Below are 20750 nucleotides of genomic sequence, written 5' to 3'. Positions count from 1 at the left end.
CGGCGATCGGTCGAGAGCGCCACTCCACGCCACGCCACGCCGCGCCGCGCCGGCGGCCGGCGGCCGGCGGATCAGCGGAGCGGAGCCAGCGGTGCCGCGCCGAACGAGACGGCGAACCGCTTGCACCAGATCGAGACGCTGGTCACGCCGGTCAGGTCGACCTCGGCCGGGATGTCGTACCCCTGGTCGCCCCTGTTGCCCTTGAGCCGGCCCAGTTCGACCCACCGGCCGTCGTCGAAGACCCGCCAGCCGGCGGTGCCGGTCCGCACCGGTTGGTCGGTGAGCCAGACCCGCAGGTCCGGGCCGTTGGAGGTGGCCAGCCCGACCAGTTCCAGCCGGTGCCGCCCGTCAGGGGTACGGACGATCCGGGCGGTGCCCGAGGTGTCGTGCTCGTGGGTCACGAACTCGCCCCGGCTGATCAGGACCGGCCCGGTGGGGGAGGCCGTGGCGCCGGTGGTGGGAGCCGTCGGGCCCGGTGCCGCCTCCACGGTCGAGAGCGTCTCGTCGACCTCGTCGTCGGTGACCAGTTTCCAGGGCTGGAACCAGTAGAGGCCGAACGCCGACCCGGCGACGAGGACGACGGCCACGACCCAGGTCAACGGTGTGCGGAGCAGTCGCGTGAGCATGTGGACAGTCTGTCGGGCCAGTGCCGTCCTGTCACCGGTCGATGTCCTGCCGACCCGCCCGAGCCGGCCTCAAGCTGCCCCGGCCGGTCAGCGCCGCCTGATCCGGCGCCGCACGGCCCGGCGCAGCCGGTGCCAGAGCGCCCGCTCGTCCTCCACCACCGGGGCGGCGCCGTCGGCGGCGCAGCGCAGCAGCAGCGGCAGGCGGGCGTCCTCGGTCCAGCCGGCGCTGGTGACCCGGGCCTTCAGCGACCAGGTGCCCGCGGTGCGGCCCCCGTTGAGGGCGGTGAAGTCGATCGTGGCGGTGGCCCGGTGCACGACGTGCGCGGTGCCGTCGCCGGCGGGCACCCGCTCCGTGGCGAACGACACCGGCAGGAAAACCTCCTCGCTGGTCTGCCCGCGGCGGGCGACGACGTCCAGCCTGCTGCGGCCGAGCGCCCCGGTGAGGTCGCGCAGCTCCCGGTCCAGCCCGTCGACCGGGAGCACCAGCAGGTCCCGGCCGCCGTCCTCGGCGAAGGCGAGCGGCCGCCCGGCGGACACCAGCCGGGCGGAGACGTCGACGGTCAGCGTCCTGCCGGCCCGCTCGATGCGGTCGACGGCGCCGACGGCGCGGACGCCCGTCTCCCACTCGGCCAGCCGGCGCAGGTCCGCGACCCGGCCCTGCTCGGCGAGGTGCGCCAGCACCCGTTGCAGCGGGGGCAGGCCGGCGGCGACCTCGGGCGCGAACCGCTCCCGGATCACCCCCTGGATCTCCCGGACGACCTGCGCGAGCCACTCCTCGGGGGCGTCGAGCATCCGCCGGCCGCGTACCCGGTTGAGCATCTCGTTGCGCAGCCATCGCCGGTGCAGCCGGTCGCGCAGCGGCCCCGGCTCGGTGTGCGCGTCGACGATGTCGAGCGCCTCCCGCAGGCTGGCGTAGTACTCCGCCGGGTCCAGCCGGCTGGCCGTGACGTTCCCGGCGTCGCCGCGGCGGGCGTGGTGGTAGCAGGTGTAGTCCGACAGCACGCACGTCCGCCTCGACAGGAGGTACGACCGGACCACCATCCGGTGGTCCTCCAGGCGCCGCGGCGGCCCCTCCGGGAACCGCAGCCCGTGCTCGTCGAGGAAGGCGCGGCGGAACATCTTGTGGCAGGTGAGGCTGTCGATCAGCGGCGAGTTGGCGAGCGTGGCGTCGAACCGGTTCCGCCGGAACAGCTCGCGCGGCACGCCGCGCCCGTGCCCGGCCATCCGGCCGACCACCACGTCGGAGTCGTGGGCCCGCGCGCAGCCGTACATCCGTTCGAGCGCCTCGTCGCCGAGCCAGTCGTCGTCGTCGGCGAACAACACGTACTCGCCCCGGGCGTGCGCGACGCCGAGGTTGCGCGGCCGGGACGGCCAGCCCGAGTTCTCGATGCGCAGCACCCGGAAGTGCGGGTGCTCGGCGGCGATCTTCTCGAGCCGCTCGGGCGTGTCGTCGGTCGAGCCGTCGTCGACGAAGACCGCCTCGAACTCCGTCGCAGGCAGCGACTGGCGCAGCAGCGAGGCCACGAGTTTCTCGATGTGCGGCCCGCTGTCGTGCGTGGGAACCACCACGCTCACCTTGGGCAACGGCGTTTCGCCGGTCATGATCCTCCCCGTGTGTCGGTCGCCGGCGGACCCCGGTCCGTCCCGGCCAGCGGTGACCCCGCTCTAGAGTGGACGCATCACCGGCCGTCGAGGTTGCGGGCGGATTTCCGTGAGGTTCCCGGTCACGGGGACCGGACCCTAGGGGACTCGGGCCGCGAGGATCAGGGGAGCGCCGGGGGCGTGCCGCTCCCAGCAGGGGCGTCGGCCTCCTACGCTGGACGTCGTGACACTGATCGCGACCGAGTCGCTGACCAAGACGTACGGGGGTGGGGTCACCGCGCTGGCCGACCTGACCGTCGCGGTCGAGCCGGGGATCATCGGACTGGTCGGCGCGAACGGCGCCGGCAAGTCCACGCTGATCAAGATCCTGCTCGGCCTCCTCGCCCCGACCAGCGGGCGGGTCCGGGTGCTCGGGCTCGACCCGACCACCGACTCCGCCGGGGTCCGCGCCCGGGTCGGCTACATGCCCGAGCACGACGCCCTGCCGCCGGACCTCTCGGCCGCCGAGCTGGTCACCCACCTCGGCCGGATCAGCGGGCTGCCGCGTACGGTCGCCCGCGAGCGGGCCTCCGAGGCGCTGCGGCACGTCGGGCTCTACGAGGAGCGCTACCGCCCGGTCGGCGGCTACTCCACCGGCATGAAGCAGCGGGTGAAGCTCGCCCAGGCCCTGGTGCACGACCCCGACCTGCTGCTGCTCGACGAGCCGACCAACGGCCTCGACCCGGCCGGCCGGGACGCCATGCTGGCCCTGGTGCACCGGATCGGCACCGAGTTCGGCATCTCCGTGCTGGTCTGCTCGCACCTGCTCGGCGAGGTGGAGCGGATCTGCGACACGCTGGTCGCCATCGACGGCGGGCGGCTGCTGCGGGCCGACCACATCTCCGCCATGACGTCGGCCACCGACGTGCTCGCCGTCGAGGTCAGCGAGGGCACCGAGGAGTTGGCCGCCCGGCTCGCCGCGCTGCGCCTGCCGGTACGCCGGGACGGGCGGCTGCTGCTCGTCGAGCTCGCCGACGACGCCACCTACGACCTCATCCTCGGCGCGGTCGCCGAGCTGGACCTGCCGCTGCACCGGCTCGACCAGCGCCGGCACCGGGTCGCCGAGCTCTTCGCCACGAGGGAGCCCAGCCATGCCTGAACCCACCGGTGTCATCCACGACATCGGCTACCAGCGCTACACCGGCCCCCGCCTGGGACGCCGGCAGGTCTTCGGCGCGCTCTACCTGCACGGGCTGCGTACGGCGTTCGGGTTCGGGCGCAGCGCCAAGGCCAAGATCTTCCCCTGGCTGGTGGTCGGCATCGTCACCGTGGTGGCCGCGGGCCTCACCGCGGTGCGCAGCCAGATCGGCGAGGCGGTGATGACGTACGCCCAGTTCGCCGACAACATGAGCTGGCTCGTCATCTTCTTCGTCGCGGTGGTTGCCCCCGAGCTGGTCTCCCGGGACCTGCGCAGCGGGGTGCTGCCGCTCTACTTCTCCCGGCCGCTGCCCCGGTCGGACTACCCGCTGGCCAAGCTGCTGGCGCTGGTGACCGCGCTCTGGCTGCTGCTCGGCGGCCCGCAGCTGGTGATGTTCCTGGGCGCCGCCTTCACCACCGACGACGGCATGCGCGGGGTCTGGAACGAGCTGCTGGACCTGCTGCCGGGCCTGCTCTACGCCGGGCTCTGGGCGGTGGTCTTCGCCTCGGTCGGCCTGCTCGTCGCGTCGCTGACCGGCAAGCGGGCGTTCGCGGCCGGCGGGATCGTGGCGGTGTTCCTGATGACCACCCCGGTCGTCGGCACCCTGTCGATCATGCCGTCCCGGACGGTCAACGAGCTGGCCTTCCTCGCCTCGCCGTCCACGCTGGTGCGGGGCGTCGGCGACTGGGCCCTCGGCGACCTGCTCCCCAAGGGGCAGGAGGGGCTCATGATCGGCGACTTCGGCCCGGTCTACGCGGCCGCCGCCGTGCTGCTCGTGGCCGGCTGCGTCGCCCTGCTGCTGCTGCGATACCGGAAGGTGGCCGCCCGATGACCACGACGAGCGCCGAGCCCGCGGCGGGGGCCGCGACCGCCGCCAGCACCCTGGACCTCGCCGGCGTCTCCCGCTGGTACGGCAACGTGGTGGCGGTCAACGACGTCAGCATGACCCTCGGGCCCGGCGTCACCGGGCTGCTCGGCCCGAACGGCGCGGGCAAGACCACCCTGCTGCACATGATGGCCGGCTTCCTGGCCCCGTCGCGCGGCGCGGTGACCCTGGACGGCCGGCCCACCTGGCGCAACCCGGAGGTCTACCGCCGGTTGGGCCTGGTGAGCGAGCGGGAGGCGGTGCACACCTTCCTCAGCGCGTACGAGTTCGTGCTGGCGAGCGCGAAGCTGCACCGGCTGCCGGACCCGGCGGCGGCGGCCCGCCGGGCGATCGCCCTGGTGGAGATGGAGGGGGCGCAGGACCGCCGGATCGGCACGTACTCCAAGGGCATGCGGCAGCGCGCCCGGGTGGCCGCCGCGCTCGTGCACGAGCCGCAGGTGCTGCTGCTGGACGAGCCGTTCAACGGGATGGACCCGCGTCAGCGGCTGCACATGATGGAGCTGCTGCACCGCCTCGGCGACGCCGGCCGGACGATCCTGTTCAGCTCGCACATCCTGGAGGAGGTCGAGCAGGTCTCCGGCACCGTCCAGGTGATGGTCGCCGGCCGGCTCGCCGCCTCCGGCGACTTCCGCACCATCCGCCGGCTGATGACCAACCGGCCGCACGTCTTCGCCGTCCACTCCACCGACGACCGGGCGCTCGCCGTGGCGCTGATGGCGGAGGCGTCGGTGACCGGGGTGGAGTTGGGCCGCGCGGGGCTGACCGTGCGGGCCGGCGACTACGGCGCGTTCACCCGCGCGCTGCCGAAGATCGCCCTGGCGAAGGGCATCCGGGTGCGGCAACTGGTGCCCGAGGACGAGTCCCTGGAGAGCGTCTTCTCCTACCTGGTGGAGGCCTGAGCATGTCTACCGTTTCCTGGATCACCGCGCGGGGGCTGTTCGGGCGTCGCCGGTTCCTCCTGCTGGTGCCGCTTCCGGCGGTACTGGTGCTGCTCGCCGTGCTCTCCCGCTCGCTCGGGGTGGACCCGGGCGAGTGGGGCCCGCCGGTGCTGGTCGGCCTCGGCCTGGCCGTGGTGCTGCCGGTGGTCGCGTTGATCGTCGGCACCGGCGTGCTGGGGGCCGAGATCGACGACGGCACGGTCGTGCACATCCTGACCAAGCCGCTGCCGCGCTGGCAGATCGTGCTGCCGAAGCTGGCGGTGGCGACCGGCGTCACGGCGGTCACCGTCGCGGTGCCGCTCTACGTCGCGGGCGTGCTCGCCCATTCCGTACGCCTCGGCCTGGCGCTCGCCGCCGCCGCGGCGGTCGGGGCGCTGGCGTACTCGGCGCTGTTCGTGGCGCTGAGCCTGCTCACCCGGCGGCCCGTGCTGCTCGGCCTGGTCTACGTGCTCATCTGGGAGGGGCTGCTCGGCAACTTCGTCAGCGGCACCAAGGTCCTCTCCATCCAGCAGTACGTGATCGCCCTCGCCGATCGGCTGGCCCCCACCGGGCTGCTGGAGACCAGCGTCTCGGTGCCGGTGGCGGCGGTGATGACCGTGCTGATCAGCGTGGGCTTCACGGTGCTGGCGATCGACCGGCTCCGCTCGTTCAGCGTGGCCGGCGAGACGAGCTGACCCCCGCGTGACGGCCGTCCGGGCGGCCCGACCCCCGATGGTAGGGCTGGCCGGATGGACCGGGCCGCGCCACCCGGCGAGGCTGTGGAAGTGAGTGCGGAAGCGGGTCTGGTCATGTCGCGCGATTCCTACCCCGGTGCCGGCCGGCACTGGCTGGTCAGCCTGGCGGTCGCCGGGCTCGCGGCGGCGGCGACCACCACGGCCGCCCAGGCCAGCGGCCACTTCCATTGGTGGGCGGGGTTCGTACTGATCCCCGGGGCACTGATCGCCGCCGTCGGCGGGCCGCTGCTGGCCCGGGGCGGCGGGCGCGCCTTCGCCGGCTACGTGATCGCCTGCCTCGGCACGCTGGTGTTCGCGGTCGGGGCGCTGCTGATGTTCGGCGCCTTCGGCAGGGGCTGGCCGCTGATGGTCATCCTGCCGTGCCTGGCGGTCGCCGGCACCTACCACTGGCGGCCGGTCCACCCGCTGGCCCGGGGGTTGCACCGGGCGGTCGCCCTGCTGGCGCTGGCCGGCGCCCTGCTGCTCGGCGGGGCGCTGCAACTGACCCGCGTCGGCCTGGTCGACGTGGGGACCGCCCCGATGTGGGGCGCGTTCCTGATGCTGGCCGGGGTGATCGTGCTGGGCAACGCCGTCGAGCTGACCCGGCACCGGATGCCGTACCGACTCCAGGCGATCACCCTGCTGGTCGGCCCCGCCGTCGTCGCCTTCCTCCTCGGCCTGCGCCTGCTGCGCGGCTGGTGACCCCGCCGCGCCCCGTCGGGCGCGGCGGGGCCGCGCTCAGAAGGCGCAGGCGATCACCAGCTCGGTGGTGCGGTCGGGGAGCAGGTCCAGTTTCGTGATCCGGCCGGCGGCGCGGAGGTCGTCGGCGATCACGGTGAGCTGGTCCAGCAGGGCCGCCGGGCCGAGCGCCTCGGCCAGCGGCACCTCTGCCCGCATCGACAGTTTCCGCTCCGACTTGGCCCGGCGCACCTGGCTGAGCGCGTCCCCGGCCAGCCGCAGCAGCTCCGGCTCGCCGGCGCCCTCGATCGCCCGGCCCACCTCGTACGTGGTCGGCCAGGGCGCGCGGTGCACCGAGCCGTAGCGCCACCAGGACCAGACCTCCTCGGTCGCGTACGGCAGCACCGGGGCGAACAGCCGCAGCTGCACCGAGAGCGCGGTGGCCAGTGCCGCCCGGGCCGAGTCCGCCCCCGGCCCGGAGCCGTAGGCGCGCTCCTTCACCAGCTCGATGTAGTCGTCGCAGAACCGCCAGAAGAACGACTCGGCCGCCTGCAACGCCGCCGTGTGGTCGTACGCCTCCAACGCGGCGGTCGCGGCGGCGACCACGCCGGACAGTTCGGCGAGCATGGCGCGGTCCAGCGGCTCGGTCGCCGGGGCGCGCAACGCGTCGGCGGCGCCCAGCCCGAGGGCGAACCTCGACGCGTTGAGCAGCTTGGTGGCCAGCCGCCGGCCGACCTTGATCTGGGCCGGGTCGAAGGCGAGGTCCATGCCCGGCTTGCCGTTCGCCGCCCAGTACCGCACCGCGTCGGAGCCGTGCTGCTCCAGCAACGCCATCGGGGTGACCACGTTCCCCTTGGACTTGGACATCTTCTTGCGGTCCGGGTCCAGGATCCAGCCGGAGAGCACCGCGTCCCGCCAGGGCAGCACCCCGTGCTCCAGGTGCGAGCGGACCACGGTGGAGAAGAGCCAGGTACGGATGATCTCCTGCCCCTGCGGGCGCAGGTCCATCGGGAAGACCCGCGCGAACAGGTCCGGGTCGGTCTCCCAGCCGCCCACGATCTGCGGGGTCAGCGACGAGGTGGCCCAGGTGTCGAGCACGTCCGGGTCGCCGACGAAGCCACCCGGCCGGCCGCGCCGGGACTCCTCGAACCCGGGCGGGGCGTCGCTGGACGGGTCGACCGGCAGCGCGGACTCGTCCGGCGTGAGAGGGTGGGTGTAGTCCGGCTCGCCAGCGTCGTCGAGCCGGTACCACACCGGCACCGGCACGCCGAAGAAGCGCTGCCGGCTGACCAGCCAGTCACCGGTCAGGCCGCCCACCCAGTGCTCGTAGCGGTGCCGCATGTGCTCCGGCACCCAGCGCAGCTCCCCGCCCCGGGCCAGCAGTTCCTCGCGCAGGGCGGCGTCCCGGCCGCCGTTGCGCAGATACCACTGCCGGGTCGAGACGATCTCCAGCGGCCGGTCGCCGCGCTCGTAGAACTTCACCGGGTGGGTGATCGGGCGCGGCTCGCCGACCAGGTCGCCGCCGTCGGCGAGCAGCTGCACCAGCGTCCGCCGGGCACCGTTGACGGTCTGCCCGGCCAGCGCCGCGTAGGGCTGCGTCGGCACCCCGGCGGGCGCCTCCGGCAGCAGCCGGCCGTCCCGGCCGATCACCACCCGGGTGTCCAGCCGCAGCTCCCGCCACCAGGTCACGTCGGTCAGGTCGCCGAACGTGCAGACCATCGCGATGCCGGTGCCCTTGGCCGGGTCCGCCAGCGGGTGCGCCCGCACCGGCACCTCGACCCCGAAGACCGGCGTACGCGCGCTGCCGCCGACCAGGTCCGCGTACCGCTCGTCGCCGGGGTGGCAGACCAGCGCCACGCAGGCCGGCAGCAGCTCCGGCCGGGTGGTGTCGATCAGCACCTCGCGCCCGGCCGGCCCGGCGAACCGCAGCCGGTGGTACGCCCCGGGCCGCTCCCGGTCCTCCAGCTCCGCCTGGGCGACGGCGGTGGCGAACCCGACGTCCCACAGTGTCGGGGCCTCCGCCTGGTACGCCTCGCCCCGGGCCAGGTTGCGCAGGAACGCCCGCTGCGAGGTCGCCCGGGCCACCCGCCCGATCGTCGTGTACGTCAGCGTCCAGTCCACGGACAGCCCGAGCCGCCGCCACAGCGCCTCGAAGACCTGCTCGTCGGCGACCGTCAGCCGCTCGCACAGCTCGATGAAGTTGCGCCGGGAGACTGGCGTCGGGTCCCGGCGGGCGGCGTCGTCGACGGGGGCGGCCGGCGGCACCCACGACGGGTCGTACGGCAGCGTCGGGTCGCAGCGCACGCCGTGGACGTTCTGCACCCGGCGCTCGGTCGGCAGGCCGTTGTCGTCCCAGCCCATCGGGTAGAACACCGCCCGCCCGCGCATCCGCTGGAACCGGGCCACGATGTCGGTGTGCGTGTACGAGAAGACGTGGCCCATGTGCAGCTCGCCGGATACGGTCGGCGGCGGGGTGTCGATCGCGTACACGTCCGAGCGCTCCTTCGAGCGGTCGAACGCGTACGTGCCTTCCTCCTGCCAGCGGCGCGCCCAGGTCTCCTCGAGCCCGTCCAGGGTCGGACGCTCGGGGACGCCGGCGCGGGCCGTCCTCGCCGTATCAGTCATCCGTCGATGGTAGGCACCGGCCAACGGCCGGACCACGGGTTAACCGGCGTGCCACGATGGATGTCGTGCCGACACTCCCGCTGAGCCCCGACGAGCTGCTCACCACCACCCGCTCGGTCCGCAGGCGGCTGGACCTCACCCGGCCCGTGCCGATGGAACTGGTCCGCGAGTGCCTGGAGATCGCCCTCCAGGCGCCGTCCGGGTCGAACCGGCAGGGCTGGCAGTGGATCGTGGTGACCGACCCGGCGAGGCGGGACCTGATCGGCCGGATCTACCAGCGCGCGGCGCACGGCTACCTCGCCTCGGAGCGCTCGGCCGCCCGGCTCTTCGCCGACGACCCGGAGCGGGCCGAGGTGCAGCGCCGGGTGGGGGAGAGCGTGGCCTGGCTCGCCGACCGGATGGGGCAGGTGCCGGTGCTGCTCGTCCCGTGCATCCAGGTGGACTCCGGCGAGCTGCCGGCCGGCAACCAGGCCGGGCTCTGGGGGTCGGTCCTGCCGGCCGCGTGGAGCTACATGCTCGCCGCCCGGGCGCGCGGCCTCGGCACCGCCTGGACCACGCTGCACCTGGCGTACGAGGCGGAGGTCGCCGAGCTGCTCGGGCTGCCCGCGACCGTGCGACAGGCCGCGCTGATCCCCACCGCGTTCCACACCGGGGAGGGCTTCCGGCCGGCGCGGCGGCAGCCCCTGGACGAGGTCCTGCACGTCGACCGCTGGTGAGCCGCCGGCGCGACGGTCGATCGGCCCGGTGCCGGCGACCCGGTCACCGGGCCGCCGGCCGGGTCAGCGGGGGACCGGGCCGCTCAGCGGGCCCTTGGTGGCCAGCCGGATCCGCAGGCCCCCGTAGGTGCGGGCGTTCGCCCGGTCGAGGATCGTGGAGACCGGGGCGTACGAGTTGCGCTCGTTCGGGTTGGTGCACGCGCCCTGCCCCGGGTCGCCGTGCGACAGGATGCCCAGCGCCTTGCCGTCGGCCTCGGTGAAGAGCGGGCCGCCGCTGTCGCCCGGGCGGGCGCAGATGCGCACGTCGATGCCGCCGCTGGTCTTGCCGATGATCTCCCCGCAGCGGGTGCCGGGCACGTAGCCGGCCCCGGCCCCCGAGTCGACGTACTGCTCGCCGGCCTTCGGCGTGTACGCCGCCCCGGTGGCGCAGACCACCCAGCCGGGCTGGATGGCGCTCCACGGCACGTGCCCGGTGATCGCCACGTCGCGGCTGCCCCCGGTGGCGCACCGGGGGTTGTCCGGCACGCACCAGTAGTTGACCAGGCTGGGCACCTGCGTGGCCCCCGCCGGGTACGCCCACCGCCCGATCGCGCCCGGCTGGTACGGCATGATCGCGTAGTCGTACGGGTAGGCGTTCTCGGCCAGCCCCGACCTCGACGACTCGACGGTCATCGGCACCTTCGGGCCGAGGAACTGGTGCCAGGTGCGGTCCACCAGTTGGTGCCGCCCCCCGACGACGCAGTGCCCCGCCGTCAGCACGTACGGGTCGCGCAGCCCGACGAGCACGTTGAAGCCCGTCGTGCAGCCGCCCACGGTGCCGTCGTCGCGCGGCACGTCCAGCCGGATGCCGCCGCGCATCGGCGCCCGCGCGCAGTCGCGCGGGTCGCAGGCCTTCTGCACCACGGTGTCGGCGACCCGGGCCTGCGCGCGGGCCGGCACCCCGGCGGCGCGCAGCGCGTCGGCCAGCCGGGGATCGTCGGCGGCGATCCGGTCGCCGGTCAGCACGACGACCTCGTTGGTCCGCTCGTCCACCACCACGTCGGCGCCGGCCGTGGCGTCGAGCGCGGTGGCCAGCCGGGTCGCCGCCTCGGTGAGCTGCCGCAGCGGGTGACGCACCGGCACCACCCGGACGTGCGCCGCGTCCGGCATGCCGGTCAGCGCCGCCCGGACCGGTTCGACGCCGGTGGCGGCGACGGTCAGCACGCCGCCGGCGGCCTGGTCCAGCCACATCCCGCCGTACGCGGCGGGGAACTCCGTGGCGAGCCGGGCGGCCAGCGGCGCGGACAGCTCCTGGAGGGCGAGCCGCCGGGCCGCCTCGCCGGCGTCGACCCGGTAGCGGTCGCGCAGGTAGGAGACCGAGGCGGGGCTGTCGGCGGCGACCTCGGCGGCCGGGCGGCCCCGGAGGGCCGCCGCCGCGCCCGGCGTGGCACCGCCTCCGGGGCGGTTGCCGAGTCCGCTGTCGGCGCGGGCCGGCGCGCCCGTTGGGGCGGCGTCGTCGCCCGGCGACGCCGGGGATTCCTGCGCGGTGGGCGTGGCCGGCGTCCGGCCGGCGTCGCCGAACGGGATCCCGGCGACCGCCGCCGCCCCCAGCGCGCAGGCGACGACCACCCCGGCCACCAGCACCCGTCGTCCGAACCGCACTCGCAACCTCCCCCGTCGCCGCCGTCGGGACGACCACCCGGTGGACGCTCCGCTCGGCGCGGTGAGTCTAGTGGCACCGGTGATCTTCGTGGGGCCCGCCGACCGGGGGCGGCGGGGGCGCCACACGGACCGTGGCTCACACCAGCGAGTCGCGCCACTGCCGGTGCAGGGCGGCGTAGCGGCCGCCGGCGGCGGCGAGCCGGCCGGGCGGGCCGTCCTCGACGATCCGGCCGCCGTCGAGCACCAGCACCCGGTCAGCCGTCTCCACCGTGGAGAGCCGGTGCGCGATCACCAGGGCGGTGCGGTCGCGCAGGACGGTGCCGAGGGCGCGCTGCACCAGCCGCTCGGTCGGCACGTCCAGCGAGGAGGTCGCCTCGTCCAGGACCAGCACCATCGGGTCGGCCAGGAACGCCCGGGCGAACGCGACGAGCTGCCGTTGCCCGGCGGAGAGCCGGCCGCCGCGCCGGTGCACCTGCGTGGCGTACCCCTCGGGGAGGGCCGCGATGAAGTCGTGCGCGCCGATCGCCCGCGCGGCGGCCTCCACGGCGGCGTCGTCGGCGCCGGGACGGCCGAACCGGATGTTCTCCGCGACCGTGCCGCCGAAGAGATGGGTCTCCTGGGTCACCAGCACCACCGCGCGGCGCAGCTCTGCGTCGGCGACCTCGCGCAGGTCGACGCCGTCCAGGCTGACCGTGCCGGCGAGCGGGTCGTGGAACCGGGCGAGCAGCTTGGCGACGGTCGACTTGCCGGCGCCGGTCGGCCCGATCAACGCCACGGTCTGCCCGGCCGGGACGGCGAGGTCGAGCCCGGCGAGGATGGGCGCGTCCGGCCGGTAGCCGAAGGTGACCGCGCGGAAGGCGACCGCCCCGCGCCCCGGTCCGGCGGGCAGCGGCACGGGCCGGGCCGGCTCGGCCACCGAGGGCCGCTCGTCGAGCACCCCGGCCAGTTTCTCCAGGGCCGCCGTGGCCGACTGCAACGAGTTGTAGAACTGGCTCAGCTCCTGCATCGGCTCGAAGAACCGCCGCAGATAGAGCAGGAACGCGGCCAACACCCCGATCCCGGTCGCCCCGCCGAGCACCCGCCAACCGCCGTAGCAGAGCACCACCGCCACGGTCACGTTGCCGATCACCTTGATCCCCGGCGAGTACGTCGCCATCAGCCGGAACGCGTGCCGGCTCGCCACCCGGTAGTCGTCGTTGACCGCCGCGAAGATCCGCTGGTTGCGCGGCTCCCGGCGGAACGCCTGCACCGCCCGGATGCCCCGCATCGACTCCACGAAGTGGACGATGACCAGCGCCACGGTCTCCCGGGTGCGCCGCCACGCGTCCGCCGACGCCCGCGCGAACCAGCGGGACAGCCAGAACAGGAACGGGAACGCGAGCAGGGTCACCGCGGCCAGCGGCGGGTCCAGCCAGAGCAGGATGCCGGCCACCGACAGGATCGACAGCACCGCCAGCACCAGGCCGTCGATGCCGCCGCCGACCAGTTCGCCGATCGAGTCCAGGTCGCTGGTGAGCCGGGAGACCATCCGGCCGGAGGTGTACCGCTCGTGGAACGCCACCGACAGGCGCAGGAAGTGGCCGTACACCCGCTGGCGGAGGTCGAGCAGGATGGCCTGGCCGATCCGCGCGGAGAGGGTGAGGAACCCCCGGCGGGCGGCGTACTCGACGACGGTGGCGGCGGCGAACGCGGCGGCGACGGCCAGCAGCGGGCCGGGCTCGCCGGCCCGCAGCGGCGCGATGGCCCGGTCGATGCCGAGCATGACGAGGTACGGCCCGGCCATCGCGGCGGCGTTCTGGCCGAGCAGCAGCGCGACGGCCAGCCCGAGCCGGCGCCGGTGCGGGCGCAGCAGGTCGCGCAGCAGTACCCGGCTGCGGGCCCGGAGCCGGGCCACCGCCTCCGGCGCGGTGTCCTCGGCGTGGCTGCGGTCGGCGTCGGGGTCGGTGGCGACGCCGCGCCACCGGGTGAGGTCCGCCCCGCCCGGGTGGGCGGCCTCGCCGGTCACGACCGCACCAGGCCGCGACCGTCGGGCGGCGCCGGGGCCGGCTCGGCGGAGAGCACCGCGCGGTACGCCGGCACGTCGGCGAGCAGTTCGGAGTGCCGCCCGACGGCGGTGATCCGGCCCTCCTCCAGCAGCGCCACCCGGTCGGCGAGGGCGATGGTGGAGGGCCGGTGGACCACCAGCAGCGCGGTCGTGTTGCGCAGCACCCGCTTCAACGCGGCCTCTACAAGGGCCTCGGTGTGCACGTCGAGCGCGGAGAGCGGGTCGTCCAGCACGAGCAGCGCCGGCCGGCCGAGCACCGCCCGGGCCAGGGCCAGCCGCTGGCGTTGCCCGCCGGAGAGCGACAGCCCCTGCTCGCCCACCCGGGTGGCCAGCCCCCACGGCAGCTCGTACGCGAAGTCCGCCTGGGCCAGCGCGAGGGCGGCCCGGACCTCGTCCTCCCCGGCCTCCGGCCGGCCCAGGGTGAGGTTTTCCCACACCGACATGGAGAACAGCGTCGGCTCCTCGAAGGCCACCCCGACCAGCCGGCGCAGCGAGGACAGTCGCAGGTCGCGCAGGTCGTGCCCGTCCAGGGTGATCCGGCCACCGGTCACGTCGTGCAGCCGGGGCACCAGGGAGAGCAGTGTGCTCTTGCCGCAGCCGGTCGCCCCGACCAGCGCCACGGTCTCGCCCGGCTCGACGGTCAGGTCGACCTCCCGTAGCACCGGCGCCCCGGTGCCCGGGTAGCGGAACGAGACCCGCTCGAAGCGCAGTCGGCCGTGCACCTCGCCGCGGCGCAGGGCGACCGCGCCCGGGGCGTCCACGATGGCGGGCGGGCTGTCCAGCACCTCCAGCACCCGGTCGGCGGCGGTCGCCGCCTCCTGGCCGTTGGCGACGATCCAGCCCAGCGACTGCACCGGCCAGATCAGCATCAGCTGGAGGCTGACGAACGCGACCAGTTCGCCGATGGTCAGCACGCCTCCGGCGGCGGCCGCCGCGCCGGCCACCAGCACCACGCCCAGGGTCAGGTTCGGCACCAGGTCGAGCAGGGCGGAGGTGCGGGCCAGCAGCCGGCCCTTGTCGACCCCGGTGTCGTGCAGCGCCTGGGCGCCGGCCGCGAAGCGGGAGGCCAGTTCCCGCCCCCGCCCGTACGCCTTCATCGTGCGCAGCCCCTGCGCGGTCTCCTCGACCAGCGTGGCCACGTCGCCCTGCTGGTCCTGCATCCGGCGGGAGGCGGCGTGGTAGCGCCGGGCGAAGCGCCGGGTGATCAGGAACAGCGGCACCGCGCTCGCCGCCACCAGCAGCCCCAGCGCGGGGTGCAGCCGGATCAGCAGCGCCACCACGGCCAGGCAGGTCACCAGGTTGAGGACCAGGAAGAACAGGCCGAAGGAGAGGAACCGGCGCAGCACCGAGAGGTCGCTGGTGATCCGGGACAGGAGCTGGCCGGACTGCCACCGGTCGTGGAAGCTGGCCGGCAGCCGCTGCAGGTGGGCGTAGACGTCGGCGCGGATCGCCGCCTCGATCCGCATCGAGGACGACGACTGCACCCAGCGCCGGATGAAGATCAGCAGCGCCTCGACCAGGCCGAGCAGCAGCGCCAGCCCGGCCAGCCGGAACAGCCCCGCCGGGTCCTGCCGCGCGACCGGGCCGTCCACCACCCGCTGCGTGACCAGCGGTACGGCGATGCCCGCCCCGGTGGCGGCGAGACCGGCCAGCAGCAGCCAGCCGAACTCGGCCGCGTGGGGGCGCAGGTAGTGGCGCAGCCGCCAGAGGTTGCGCAGCGGATGCGGGCCGGCCTCGACCCCCCGGGGAGCCGGGTCGCCGTCGCCGTCCGCAGGCACTACCCGACGGTAGCGGCAAATGTGAATGGCGCCGCTGTCAGCTTCCCGTCACGGCCGCTCGTGTCCGAGAAGCCACTTCTTCACGTCCAGCCCCCAGCGGTAGCCGCCGAGCGTCCCGTCGGTGCGCAGCACCCGGTGGCAGGGGACGAACAGGGCGACCGCGTTGCGGGCGCAGGCCGCCGCGGCGGCGCGTACGGCCGCGGGGCGGCCGGCCAGCCCTGCGAACCCGGTGTAGGTCACCGGGTCACCCGGCTTCACCTCGCGCAGCACCTGCCAGGCGTGCGCCATGAACACGCCGCCGGTGTGCTGCTCCACCGGCACGGTGTCGATCGCGGTCAGCTCGCCGTCCAGGTAGGCCGCGACGGCGGCGGTGACCGGGCCGAGGTCGGCCCGGCGCCGCAGCGGCGCCCGCAGCGTCGGGTGCATCAGGGGGAGCAGGTGCTCGGGTTCGCCGGTGAAGCCCGCCGCCCGGACCGCCCCGTCCGGGCCGGCCACGATGCTGAGCGGCCCGGCGGGGGTGTCGACGACGGTGCTGTCGTTCATGCTCATGCTGCTCTCCAGAGTCGGATCACCGCGTACGAGCGCCAGGGGCGCCAGCGGTCGGCGTACGCGTCGAGGGTCTTCGGGTCGTCGGGCAGGCCGAGGGCGGCGGCGCCCCGGCGTACCGCGAGGTCGGTGGGGAGGAGGACGTCCGGGTCGCCGAGGGCGCGCATCGCGACGTAACCGGCGGTCCAGGGGCCGATCCCGGGCAGCGCCAGCAGCCGCCGGACGGTCTCCTCCCGGTCCCCGCCGGACGCCAGGTCCAGCGACCCGTCGGCGACGGCCCCGGCCAGGGCACGGATCGTCGCCCGCCGCCCCGCCGGCATCCCGAACACCTCGTCCGGCGCCCCAAGCACCTCCTCGGCGGTGGGGAAGCCGGCCAGCCACGGCCCAGGCCCCTCCCCGCCGTCGGAAGGGTCGGGGACGGGCGGGCGGAGGTGGTCCAGCAGGCGGGTGAGGGTGGTGCGGGCCGAGCGGACGGAGACCTGCTGGCCGACGATCGCGCGCAGGGCCATCTCGAAGCCGTCGACCGAGCGGGGGAGGCGGATGCCCGGCTCGGCGGCGACCGCCCCGGCCAGGGCCGGGTCGGCGGCGAGGGTGCCGTCGACGGCGACCGGGTCGGCGTCGAGGTCGAGCAGGCGGCGGCAGCGGGCCACCGCCGGGGCCAGGTCGCGCATGTCGGTCAACCGCAGCGTCGCGGTCACGTGCCCGTCCGCCGGGGTCAGGGTCGCCTCGCCCGGGCCGTGCGGCAGCCGCAGGCCCCGGCGGTACGTCCCGTCGCGCACCTCCTCGACGCCGGGCAGCGCGCGCAGCGCGAGGAAGTCCAGCAGCGCCCCCGCGTGCAGCGGCGGGCGGTACGCGAGCCGCAGCGTGATGGTGCCCGCCCCGCCCGGCGCGGCGCACCGGCCCCGGGCGGTACGCAGCTCGGACGGGGCCGTCCCGTACACCTCGCGGACCGTGTCGTTGAACTGCCGGACGCTGCCGAACCCGGCGGCGAACGCGATCTCCGCCATGCCCAGGCCGGTGGTCTCGATCAGGGTGCGGGCGGTCTGCGCGCGCTGCGCCCGGGCCAGGGCGAGGGGGCCGGCGCCCATCTCCGCCCGCAGCATCCGGTGCAGGTGCCGCTCGGTGTAGCCGAGCCGGGCGGCCAGCCCCGGGATACCGTCCCGGTCGACCACCCCGTCGGCGATGAGCCGCATCGCCCGGCCGACCACGTCCGCCCGGACGTCCCAGTGCGGGGAGCCGGGGGCGGCGTCCGGCCGGCACCGCCGGCAGGCGCGCAGCCCGGCGCCCTGGGCCGCCGCGGCCGAGGGGAAGAACCGGACGTTCTGCCGCTTCGGCGTCATCGCGGGGCAGGACGGCCGGCAGTAGATCCCGGTCGAGGTCACGCCGGTGTAGAACCAGCCGTCGAACCGCTGGTCGCGGCTGTCGACGGCCCGGTAGCACCGCTCGAAGTCCAATTCCACGTCACCGATGATGCCCCTGCTCGGCGCCCTCGGCTCGCGGAAATCGGACGCGGCCGTGCGGGTGGGAACGGGACGTCCGGCGCGGAAAGTGTCGGTTGTGGTCGGTACCGTCCGGGCCACCAACTCAAGAAGGGGTGCGGCAATGGCGAGCGTGGCGGGTCGGGAAGCGGCGTCGACACGGGACGGGCACCCCCCGCTGGACGACGCGGTGGTGCAGGGCTTCTACGACCGGATGCGCGCGGTCGCCCCGTCCGCCGTCGGCGCGATCGAGCGGGACCGGGCCGGTGACCCGGGGCGGGCGTTCGGCGACACCGCCTGCGGTCGGCTGGTGCGTTCGCTGGACGCCGACGGGCTCCGCGCGCTGGGCATGTGGGTGCACCACTGGTGCATGCGCTTCTACGACGACGACACCCGGGTGGCGCTGCGCCTGGTCCGGGAGATCGCCGGCCGGTCCGGGCTGGGCTGGACGGCCGACGAGGTGCGCTGGATGCTCCGCGAGTCGTACGCGGCCGGTCCCGCCGCCGACGCCCGCTTCACCCTGCCGCTCGCCGCCGCCGGGGCACTGGCCCCGGGCGCCCTGCGGATCGAGCCGGTCGTCCCGCGCCAGCCCGGCCCCCGCGACTGACCGACCGTCCGCAGCCCGGCCCGCGCGACCGACTGACGGCGCGGCAGGATGGGCGGTGCCGACACCGACGGAAGGACGACCGTGCCCGCCAGCGAACCGACCATCCTCGCCACCAGCATGGGCATCTACGCTCCCCGCCGCGAGGGCGGGGCCCGGCGGGTCAACCCCGTCTTCGACCTCGCCGCCGAGCTGGCCGGGGCCGGGCCCGAGCCGAGGCTCTGTTTCCTCAACCAGGCCGAGGGCGACCAGCCGACCACGCTGGCCCGGGTCTACGAGGCGTTCGCCGGCAGCCGGTTCCGGATGACGCACCTGGCGCTCTTCCCGATGCCGAACGTCGACGACATCCGCGCCCACCTGCTCGCGCAGGACGTGGTCTGGGTGGGCGGCGGCAGCGTCGCGAACCTCTGCGCGGTGTGGCGGGTGCACGGCCTCGGCGAGATCCTGCGGGAGTGCTGGGAGGCCGGCGTCGTGCTGGGCGGCGTCTCCGCCGGCTCGATCTGCTGGCACGCCGGCGGCGCCACCGACAGCTTCGGCACCACCCTGCGCGGCTTCACCGACGGGCTGGGCTGGCTGCCCTACGGCAACGGCGTGCACTACGACAGCGAGGAGCAGCGCCGGCCACTGATGCACCGGCTGGTCGGCGACGGCACGCTGCCGACCGCGCACTGCACCGACGACGGCACCGGCCTGCTCTACCGGGGCGAGCGGCTGGTCGAGGCGGTCGCGGACCGTCCGGGTGTCTGCGCGTACGAGGTCAGCCGCGGCCCGGACGGCAGCGTGCGGGAGACCCCGATCGGGCCGCGCCTGCTCGGCTGACTCCTACCGCTCCCGGCCGCGGCGACGCAGGACCGCGTCGAAGACCTGGGCCAGCTCGGCGGCGTCCTCCCCGGCGTGGTGGGTGTGCGGCACGTCGGTCAGGCCCAGCTCGTGCTTGATCGTGCCCTTGCGGGTCCGCACCCACTCGCAGCCGGTCAGCCCCATCCAGTAGCTGCGCAGGTCGACACCGGAACCGGTGGCGCCGAACGGGCTGTGCCCGACGAACCGGGTGAAGTACCAGTGCACGAACATGCCGTCCCAGACGGCGGGGGCGGCGAGGAACACCGGGCGGCCGATCTCGCGCAGCCCGTTGACCCATCTCGCGGCGGCGCCCATCGCCTCCTCGGCCGGGGGCGCCTCCCGGAGCAGCCGGTCCCGGTCCAGCCCGGAGACGGCGAGCGCGGCCGGCACGAACTCGTCGGAGATCGGCTTCAGCTCCGTGTAGAAGGCCAGCTCCGGGTGGCCGGCGACGGCCATGCCGAGCGAGATCATGCTGTACGGCCCGGGGATCGGCCCGTCCGCCTCCACGTCGACCGCGACGTACAGCTCCGGTAGCTGGCTCATCCCGCCTCCTTGGGGTCGCTCGCGCGGAACCGTGGCACGGTAACAACGGTCGGGCGGTCTCCGGCGGCTGTTTTCCGCCGGTGTGGAACCTGCCTGTCCAAGGGCGGCGGCGAACGGCGTAAGCTGGCTCGTCGTGAGTCTCACCATCGGCATCGTCGGCCTGCCCAACGTCGGCAAGAGCACCCTGTTCAACGCGCTGACCAAGAACGACGTGCTCGCGGCGAACTACCCGTTCGCCACCATCGAGCCCAACGTCGGCGTTGTCGGGCTGCCGGACGAGCGGCTGCACAAGCTCGCCGAGATCTTCAGCTCGCAGAAGGTGCTGCCCGCCCCCGTGTCGTTCGTCGACATCGCCGGCCTGGTGCGCGGCGCCTCCAAGGGGCAGGGCCGGGGCAACGCCTTCCTGGCGAACATCCGCGACGCCTCGGCGATCTGCCAGGTGGTGCGGGCCTTCTCCGACCCGAACGTGGTGCACGTCGACGGCAAGGTCTCCCCGGCCGACGACATCGAGACGATCAACACCGAGCTGATCCTCGCCGACCTCCAGACCCTGGAGAAGGCGGTGCCGCGGCTGGAGAAGGAGGCCAAGCTCCGCAAGGACCGGGCCGCCGCGGTGACCGCCGCCAAGAAGGCCGTCGAGCTGCTCGACACCGGCGTCACCCTCTACGCGGGTGCCAAGGACGCGGGCATCGAGCTGGAGCACCTGCGCGAGCTGCACCTGCTCACCACGAAGCCCTTCCTGTACGTCTTCAACGTCGACGAGGCCGAGCTGGGCAACGCCGAGTTCCTCGACGAACTGCGCGCCCTGGTCGCCCCGGCCGAGGCCGTCTTCATGGACGCCAAGATCGAGTCCGAGCTGGTGGACCTGCCCGAGGAGGAGGCCCGCGAGCTGCTGGAGTCGATCGGTCAGCAGGAGCCGGGCCTGGACCAGCTCGTCCGGGTCGGCTTCCGCACGCTCGGGCTCCAGACGTACCTCACCGCCGGCCCCAAGGAGGCGCGGGCCTGGACCGTCCCGGTCGGCGCGACCGCGCCGGAGGCCGCGGGGGTCATCCACTCCGACTTCCAGCGCGGCTTCATCAAGGCCGAGGTGGTCTCCTACGCCGACCTGGTCGCCGCCGGATCGATGGCGGCGGCCAAGGCGGCGGGCAAGGTCCGCATCGAGGGCAAGGAGTACGTGATGCAGGACGGCGACGTCGTGGAGTTCCGCTTCAACGTCTGAAACCGGCCGGTTCCCGCAGGTCAGGAGGGTGTGCCCTCGCTCTGGGGCACGCCGGGGGCACTGTCGGCGGTCGAGCCCACACCCCGCGCCGAGGTA

18 protein-coding genes are annotated in these 20750 nt (G+C 74.8%); 9 read left to right on the top strand and 9 right to left on the bottom strand.

What is annotated here, in order from left to right:
* Window positions 1-71: 71 nt before the first annotated feature.
* Entirely contained in the window at window positions 72-626 is a 555-nt protein-coding gene (locus ACZ6Q9_RS05625; RefSeq protein ID WP_393450667.1) for a DM13 domain-containing protein, read from the bottom strand.
* 87 nt (window positions 627-713) lie between these two features.
* Window positions 714-2228, bottom strand: coding sequence for a glycosyltransferase family 2 protein (locus tag ACZ6Q9_RS05620; RefSeq protein WP_393450670.1), 1515 nt, complete (start codon window positions 2226-2228; stop codon window positions 714-716).
* Between the two features lie 223 nt (window positions 2229-2451).
* Here ACZ6Q9_RS05620 and ACZ6Q9_RS05615 point away from each other — a divergent pair, with 223 nt between their 5' ends.
* The 5 genes from ACZ6Q9_RS05615 (at window position 2452) to ACZ6Q9_RS05595 (ending at window position 6644) form a co-directional block, all read left to right on the top strand.
* The gene (locus tag ACZ6Q9_RS05615; RefSeq protein ID WP_350703954.1) at window positions 2452-3366 is read left to right on the top strand and encodes an ABC transporter ATP-binding protein; all 915 of its coding nucleotides are present in this window, start codon (window positions 2452-2454) and stop codon (window positions 3364-3366) included.
* Window positions 3359-4237: an ABC transporter permease gene (locus ACZ6Q9_RS05610; RefSeq protein WP_363701158.1), complete on the top strand. Its 879-nt coding sequence runs from the start codon at window positions 3359-3361 to the stop codon at window positions 4235-4237. Before ACZ6Q9_RS05615 ends, ACZ6Q9_RS05610 begins: the two co-directional genes overlap by 8 nt.
* The gene (locus ACZ6Q9_RS05605; RefSeq protein ID WP_393261419.1) at window positions 4234-5190 is read left to right on the top strand and encodes an ABC transporter ATP-binding protein; all 957 of its coding nucleotides are present in this window, start codon (window positions 4234-4236) and stop codon (window positions 5188-5190) included. Before ACZ6Q9_RS05610 ends, ACZ6Q9_RS05605 begins: the two co-directional genes overlap by 4 nt.
* A 2-nt stretch (window positions 5191-5192) precedes the next feature.
* Window positions 5193-5903: an ABC transporter permease gene (locus tag ACZ6Q9_RS05600; RefSeq protein ID WP_393261418.1), complete on the top strand. Its 711-nt coding sequence runs from the start codon at window positions 5193-5195 to the stop codon at window positions 5901-5903.
* Window positions 5904-6017: 114 nt separating this feature from the next.
* The gene (locus tag ACZ6Q9_RS05595) at window positions 6018-6644 is read left to right on the top strand and encodes a hypothetical protein (protein WP_393450673.1); all 627 of its coding nucleotides are present in this window, start codon (window positions 6018-6020) and stop codon (window positions 6642-6644) included.
* Between the two features lie 36 nt (window positions 6645-6680).
* On the opposite strand, the gene valS is transcribed toward ACZ6Q9_RS05595, so the two are convergent.
* On the bottom strand, window positions 6681-9245 hold the full coding sequence (gene valS, locus ACZ6Q9_RS05590; protein ID WP_396827921.1) for a valine--tRNA ligase: 2565 nt from the start codon (window positions 9243-9245) through the stop codon (window positions 6681-6683).
* Window positions 9246-9301: 56 nt separating this feature from the next.
* On the opposite strand from valS, the gene ACZ6Q9_RS05585 reads away from it, so the two are divergent.
* Window positions 9302-9961 (top strand): nitroreductase family protein, encoded by a 660-nt coding sequence (locus tag ACZ6Q9_RS05585; protein WP_396827919.1) that lies wholly within the window; start codon window positions 9302-9304, stop codon window positions 9959-9961.
* A 63-nt stretch (window positions 9962-10024) separates the two neighbouring features.
* On the opposite strand, the gene ACZ6Q9_RS05580 is transcribed toward ACZ6Q9_RS05585, so the two are convergent.
* From ACZ6Q9_RS05580 to ACZ6Q9_RS05560, 5 genes are all read right to left on the bottom strand, one after another.
* Window positions 10025-11602, bottom strand: coding sequence for a trypsin-like serine protease (locus ACZ6Q9_RS05580; protein ID WP_396827917.1), 1578 nt, complete (start codon window positions 11600-11602; stop codon window positions 10025-10027).
* 136 nt (window positions 11603-11738) lie between these two features.
* Window positions 11739-13607, bottom strand: coding sequence for an ABC transporter ATP-binding protein (locus tag ACZ6Q9_RS05575; RefSeq protein WP_393450685.1), 1869 nt, complete (start codon window positions 13605-13607; stop codon window positions 11739-11741).
* Entirely contained in the window at window positions 13604-15424 is a 1821-nt protein-coding gene (locus tag ACZ6Q9_RS05570; RefSeq protein ID WP_396827914.1) for an ABC transporter ATP-binding protein, read from the bottom strand. Before ACZ6Q9_RS05570 ends, ACZ6Q9_RS05575 begins: the two co-directional genes overlap by 4 nt.
* Window positions 15425-15472: 48 nt before the next feature.
* Window positions 15473-15973: a methylated-DNA--[protein]-cysteine S-methyltransferase gene (locus tag ACZ6Q9_RS05565; RefSeq protein WP_393450691.1), complete on the bottom strand. Its 501-nt coding sequence runs from the start codon at window positions 15971-15973 to the stop codon at window positions 15473-15475.
* Window positions 15970-17430 (bottom strand): AlkA N-terminal domain-containing protein, encoded by a 1461-nt coding sequence (locus ACZ6Q9_RS05560; RefSeq protein ID WP_393450693.1) that lies wholly within the window; start codon window positions 17428-17430, stop codon window positions 15970-15972. The genes ACZ6Q9_RS05565 and ACZ6Q9_RS05560 overlap by 4 nt, the downstream gene beginning before the upstream one ends.
* Before the next feature lie 142 nt (window positions 17431-17572).
* Between ACZ6Q9_RS05560 and ACZ6Q9_RS05555 the strand changes: the two genes are divergently transcribed.
* Both ACZ6Q9_RS05555 and ACZ6Q9_RS05550 read left to right on the top strand, forming a co-directional pair.
* Window positions 17573-18055: a hypothetical protein gene (locus tag ACZ6Q9_RS05555; RefSeq protein WP_393261401.1), complete on the top strand. Its 483-nt coding sequence runs from the start codon at window positions 17573-17575 to the stop codon at window positions 18053-18055.
* An 81-nt stretch (window positions 18056-18136) separates the two neighbouring features.
* Window positions 18137-18871, top strand: a complete 735-nt coding sequence (locus tag ACZ6Q9_RS05550; protein WP_396827911.1) for a Type 1 glutamine amidotransferase-like domain-containing protein — start codon at window positions 18137-18139, stop codon at window positions 18869-18871.
* 3 nt (window positions 18872-18874) lie between these two features.
* Here the strand turns inward: ACZ6Q9_RS05550 and ACZ6Q9_RS05545 are convergent, their stop codons facing one another.
* Window positions 18875-19435 carry an exonuclease gene (locus ACZ6Q9_RS05545; protein ID WP_396827909.1) on the bottom strand — a complete coding sequence of 187 codons (561 nt, stop codon included), beginning with the start codon at window positions 19433-19435 and terminating at the stop codon, window positions 18875-18877.
* A 133-nt stretch (window positions 19436-19568) separates the two neighbouring features.
* On the opposite strand from ACZ6Q9_RS05545, the gene ychF reads away from it, so the two are divergent.
* The gene (gene ychF / locus ACZ6Q9_RS05540) at window positions 19569-20654 is read left to right on the top strand and encodes a redox-regulated ATPase YchF (protein WP_350703927.1); all 1086 of its coding nucleotides are present in this window, start codon (window positions 19569-19571) and stop codon (window positions 20652-20654) included.
* The last annotated feature ends 96 nt before the right edge of the window (window positions 20655-20750 follow it).

This window comes from Micromonospora sp. NPDC049139 (assembly GCF_055586845.1).
The sequence above is the reverse complement of the archived record's forward strand: the minus strand, read 5'-3'. Positions and strand labels throughout refer to the sequence as shown.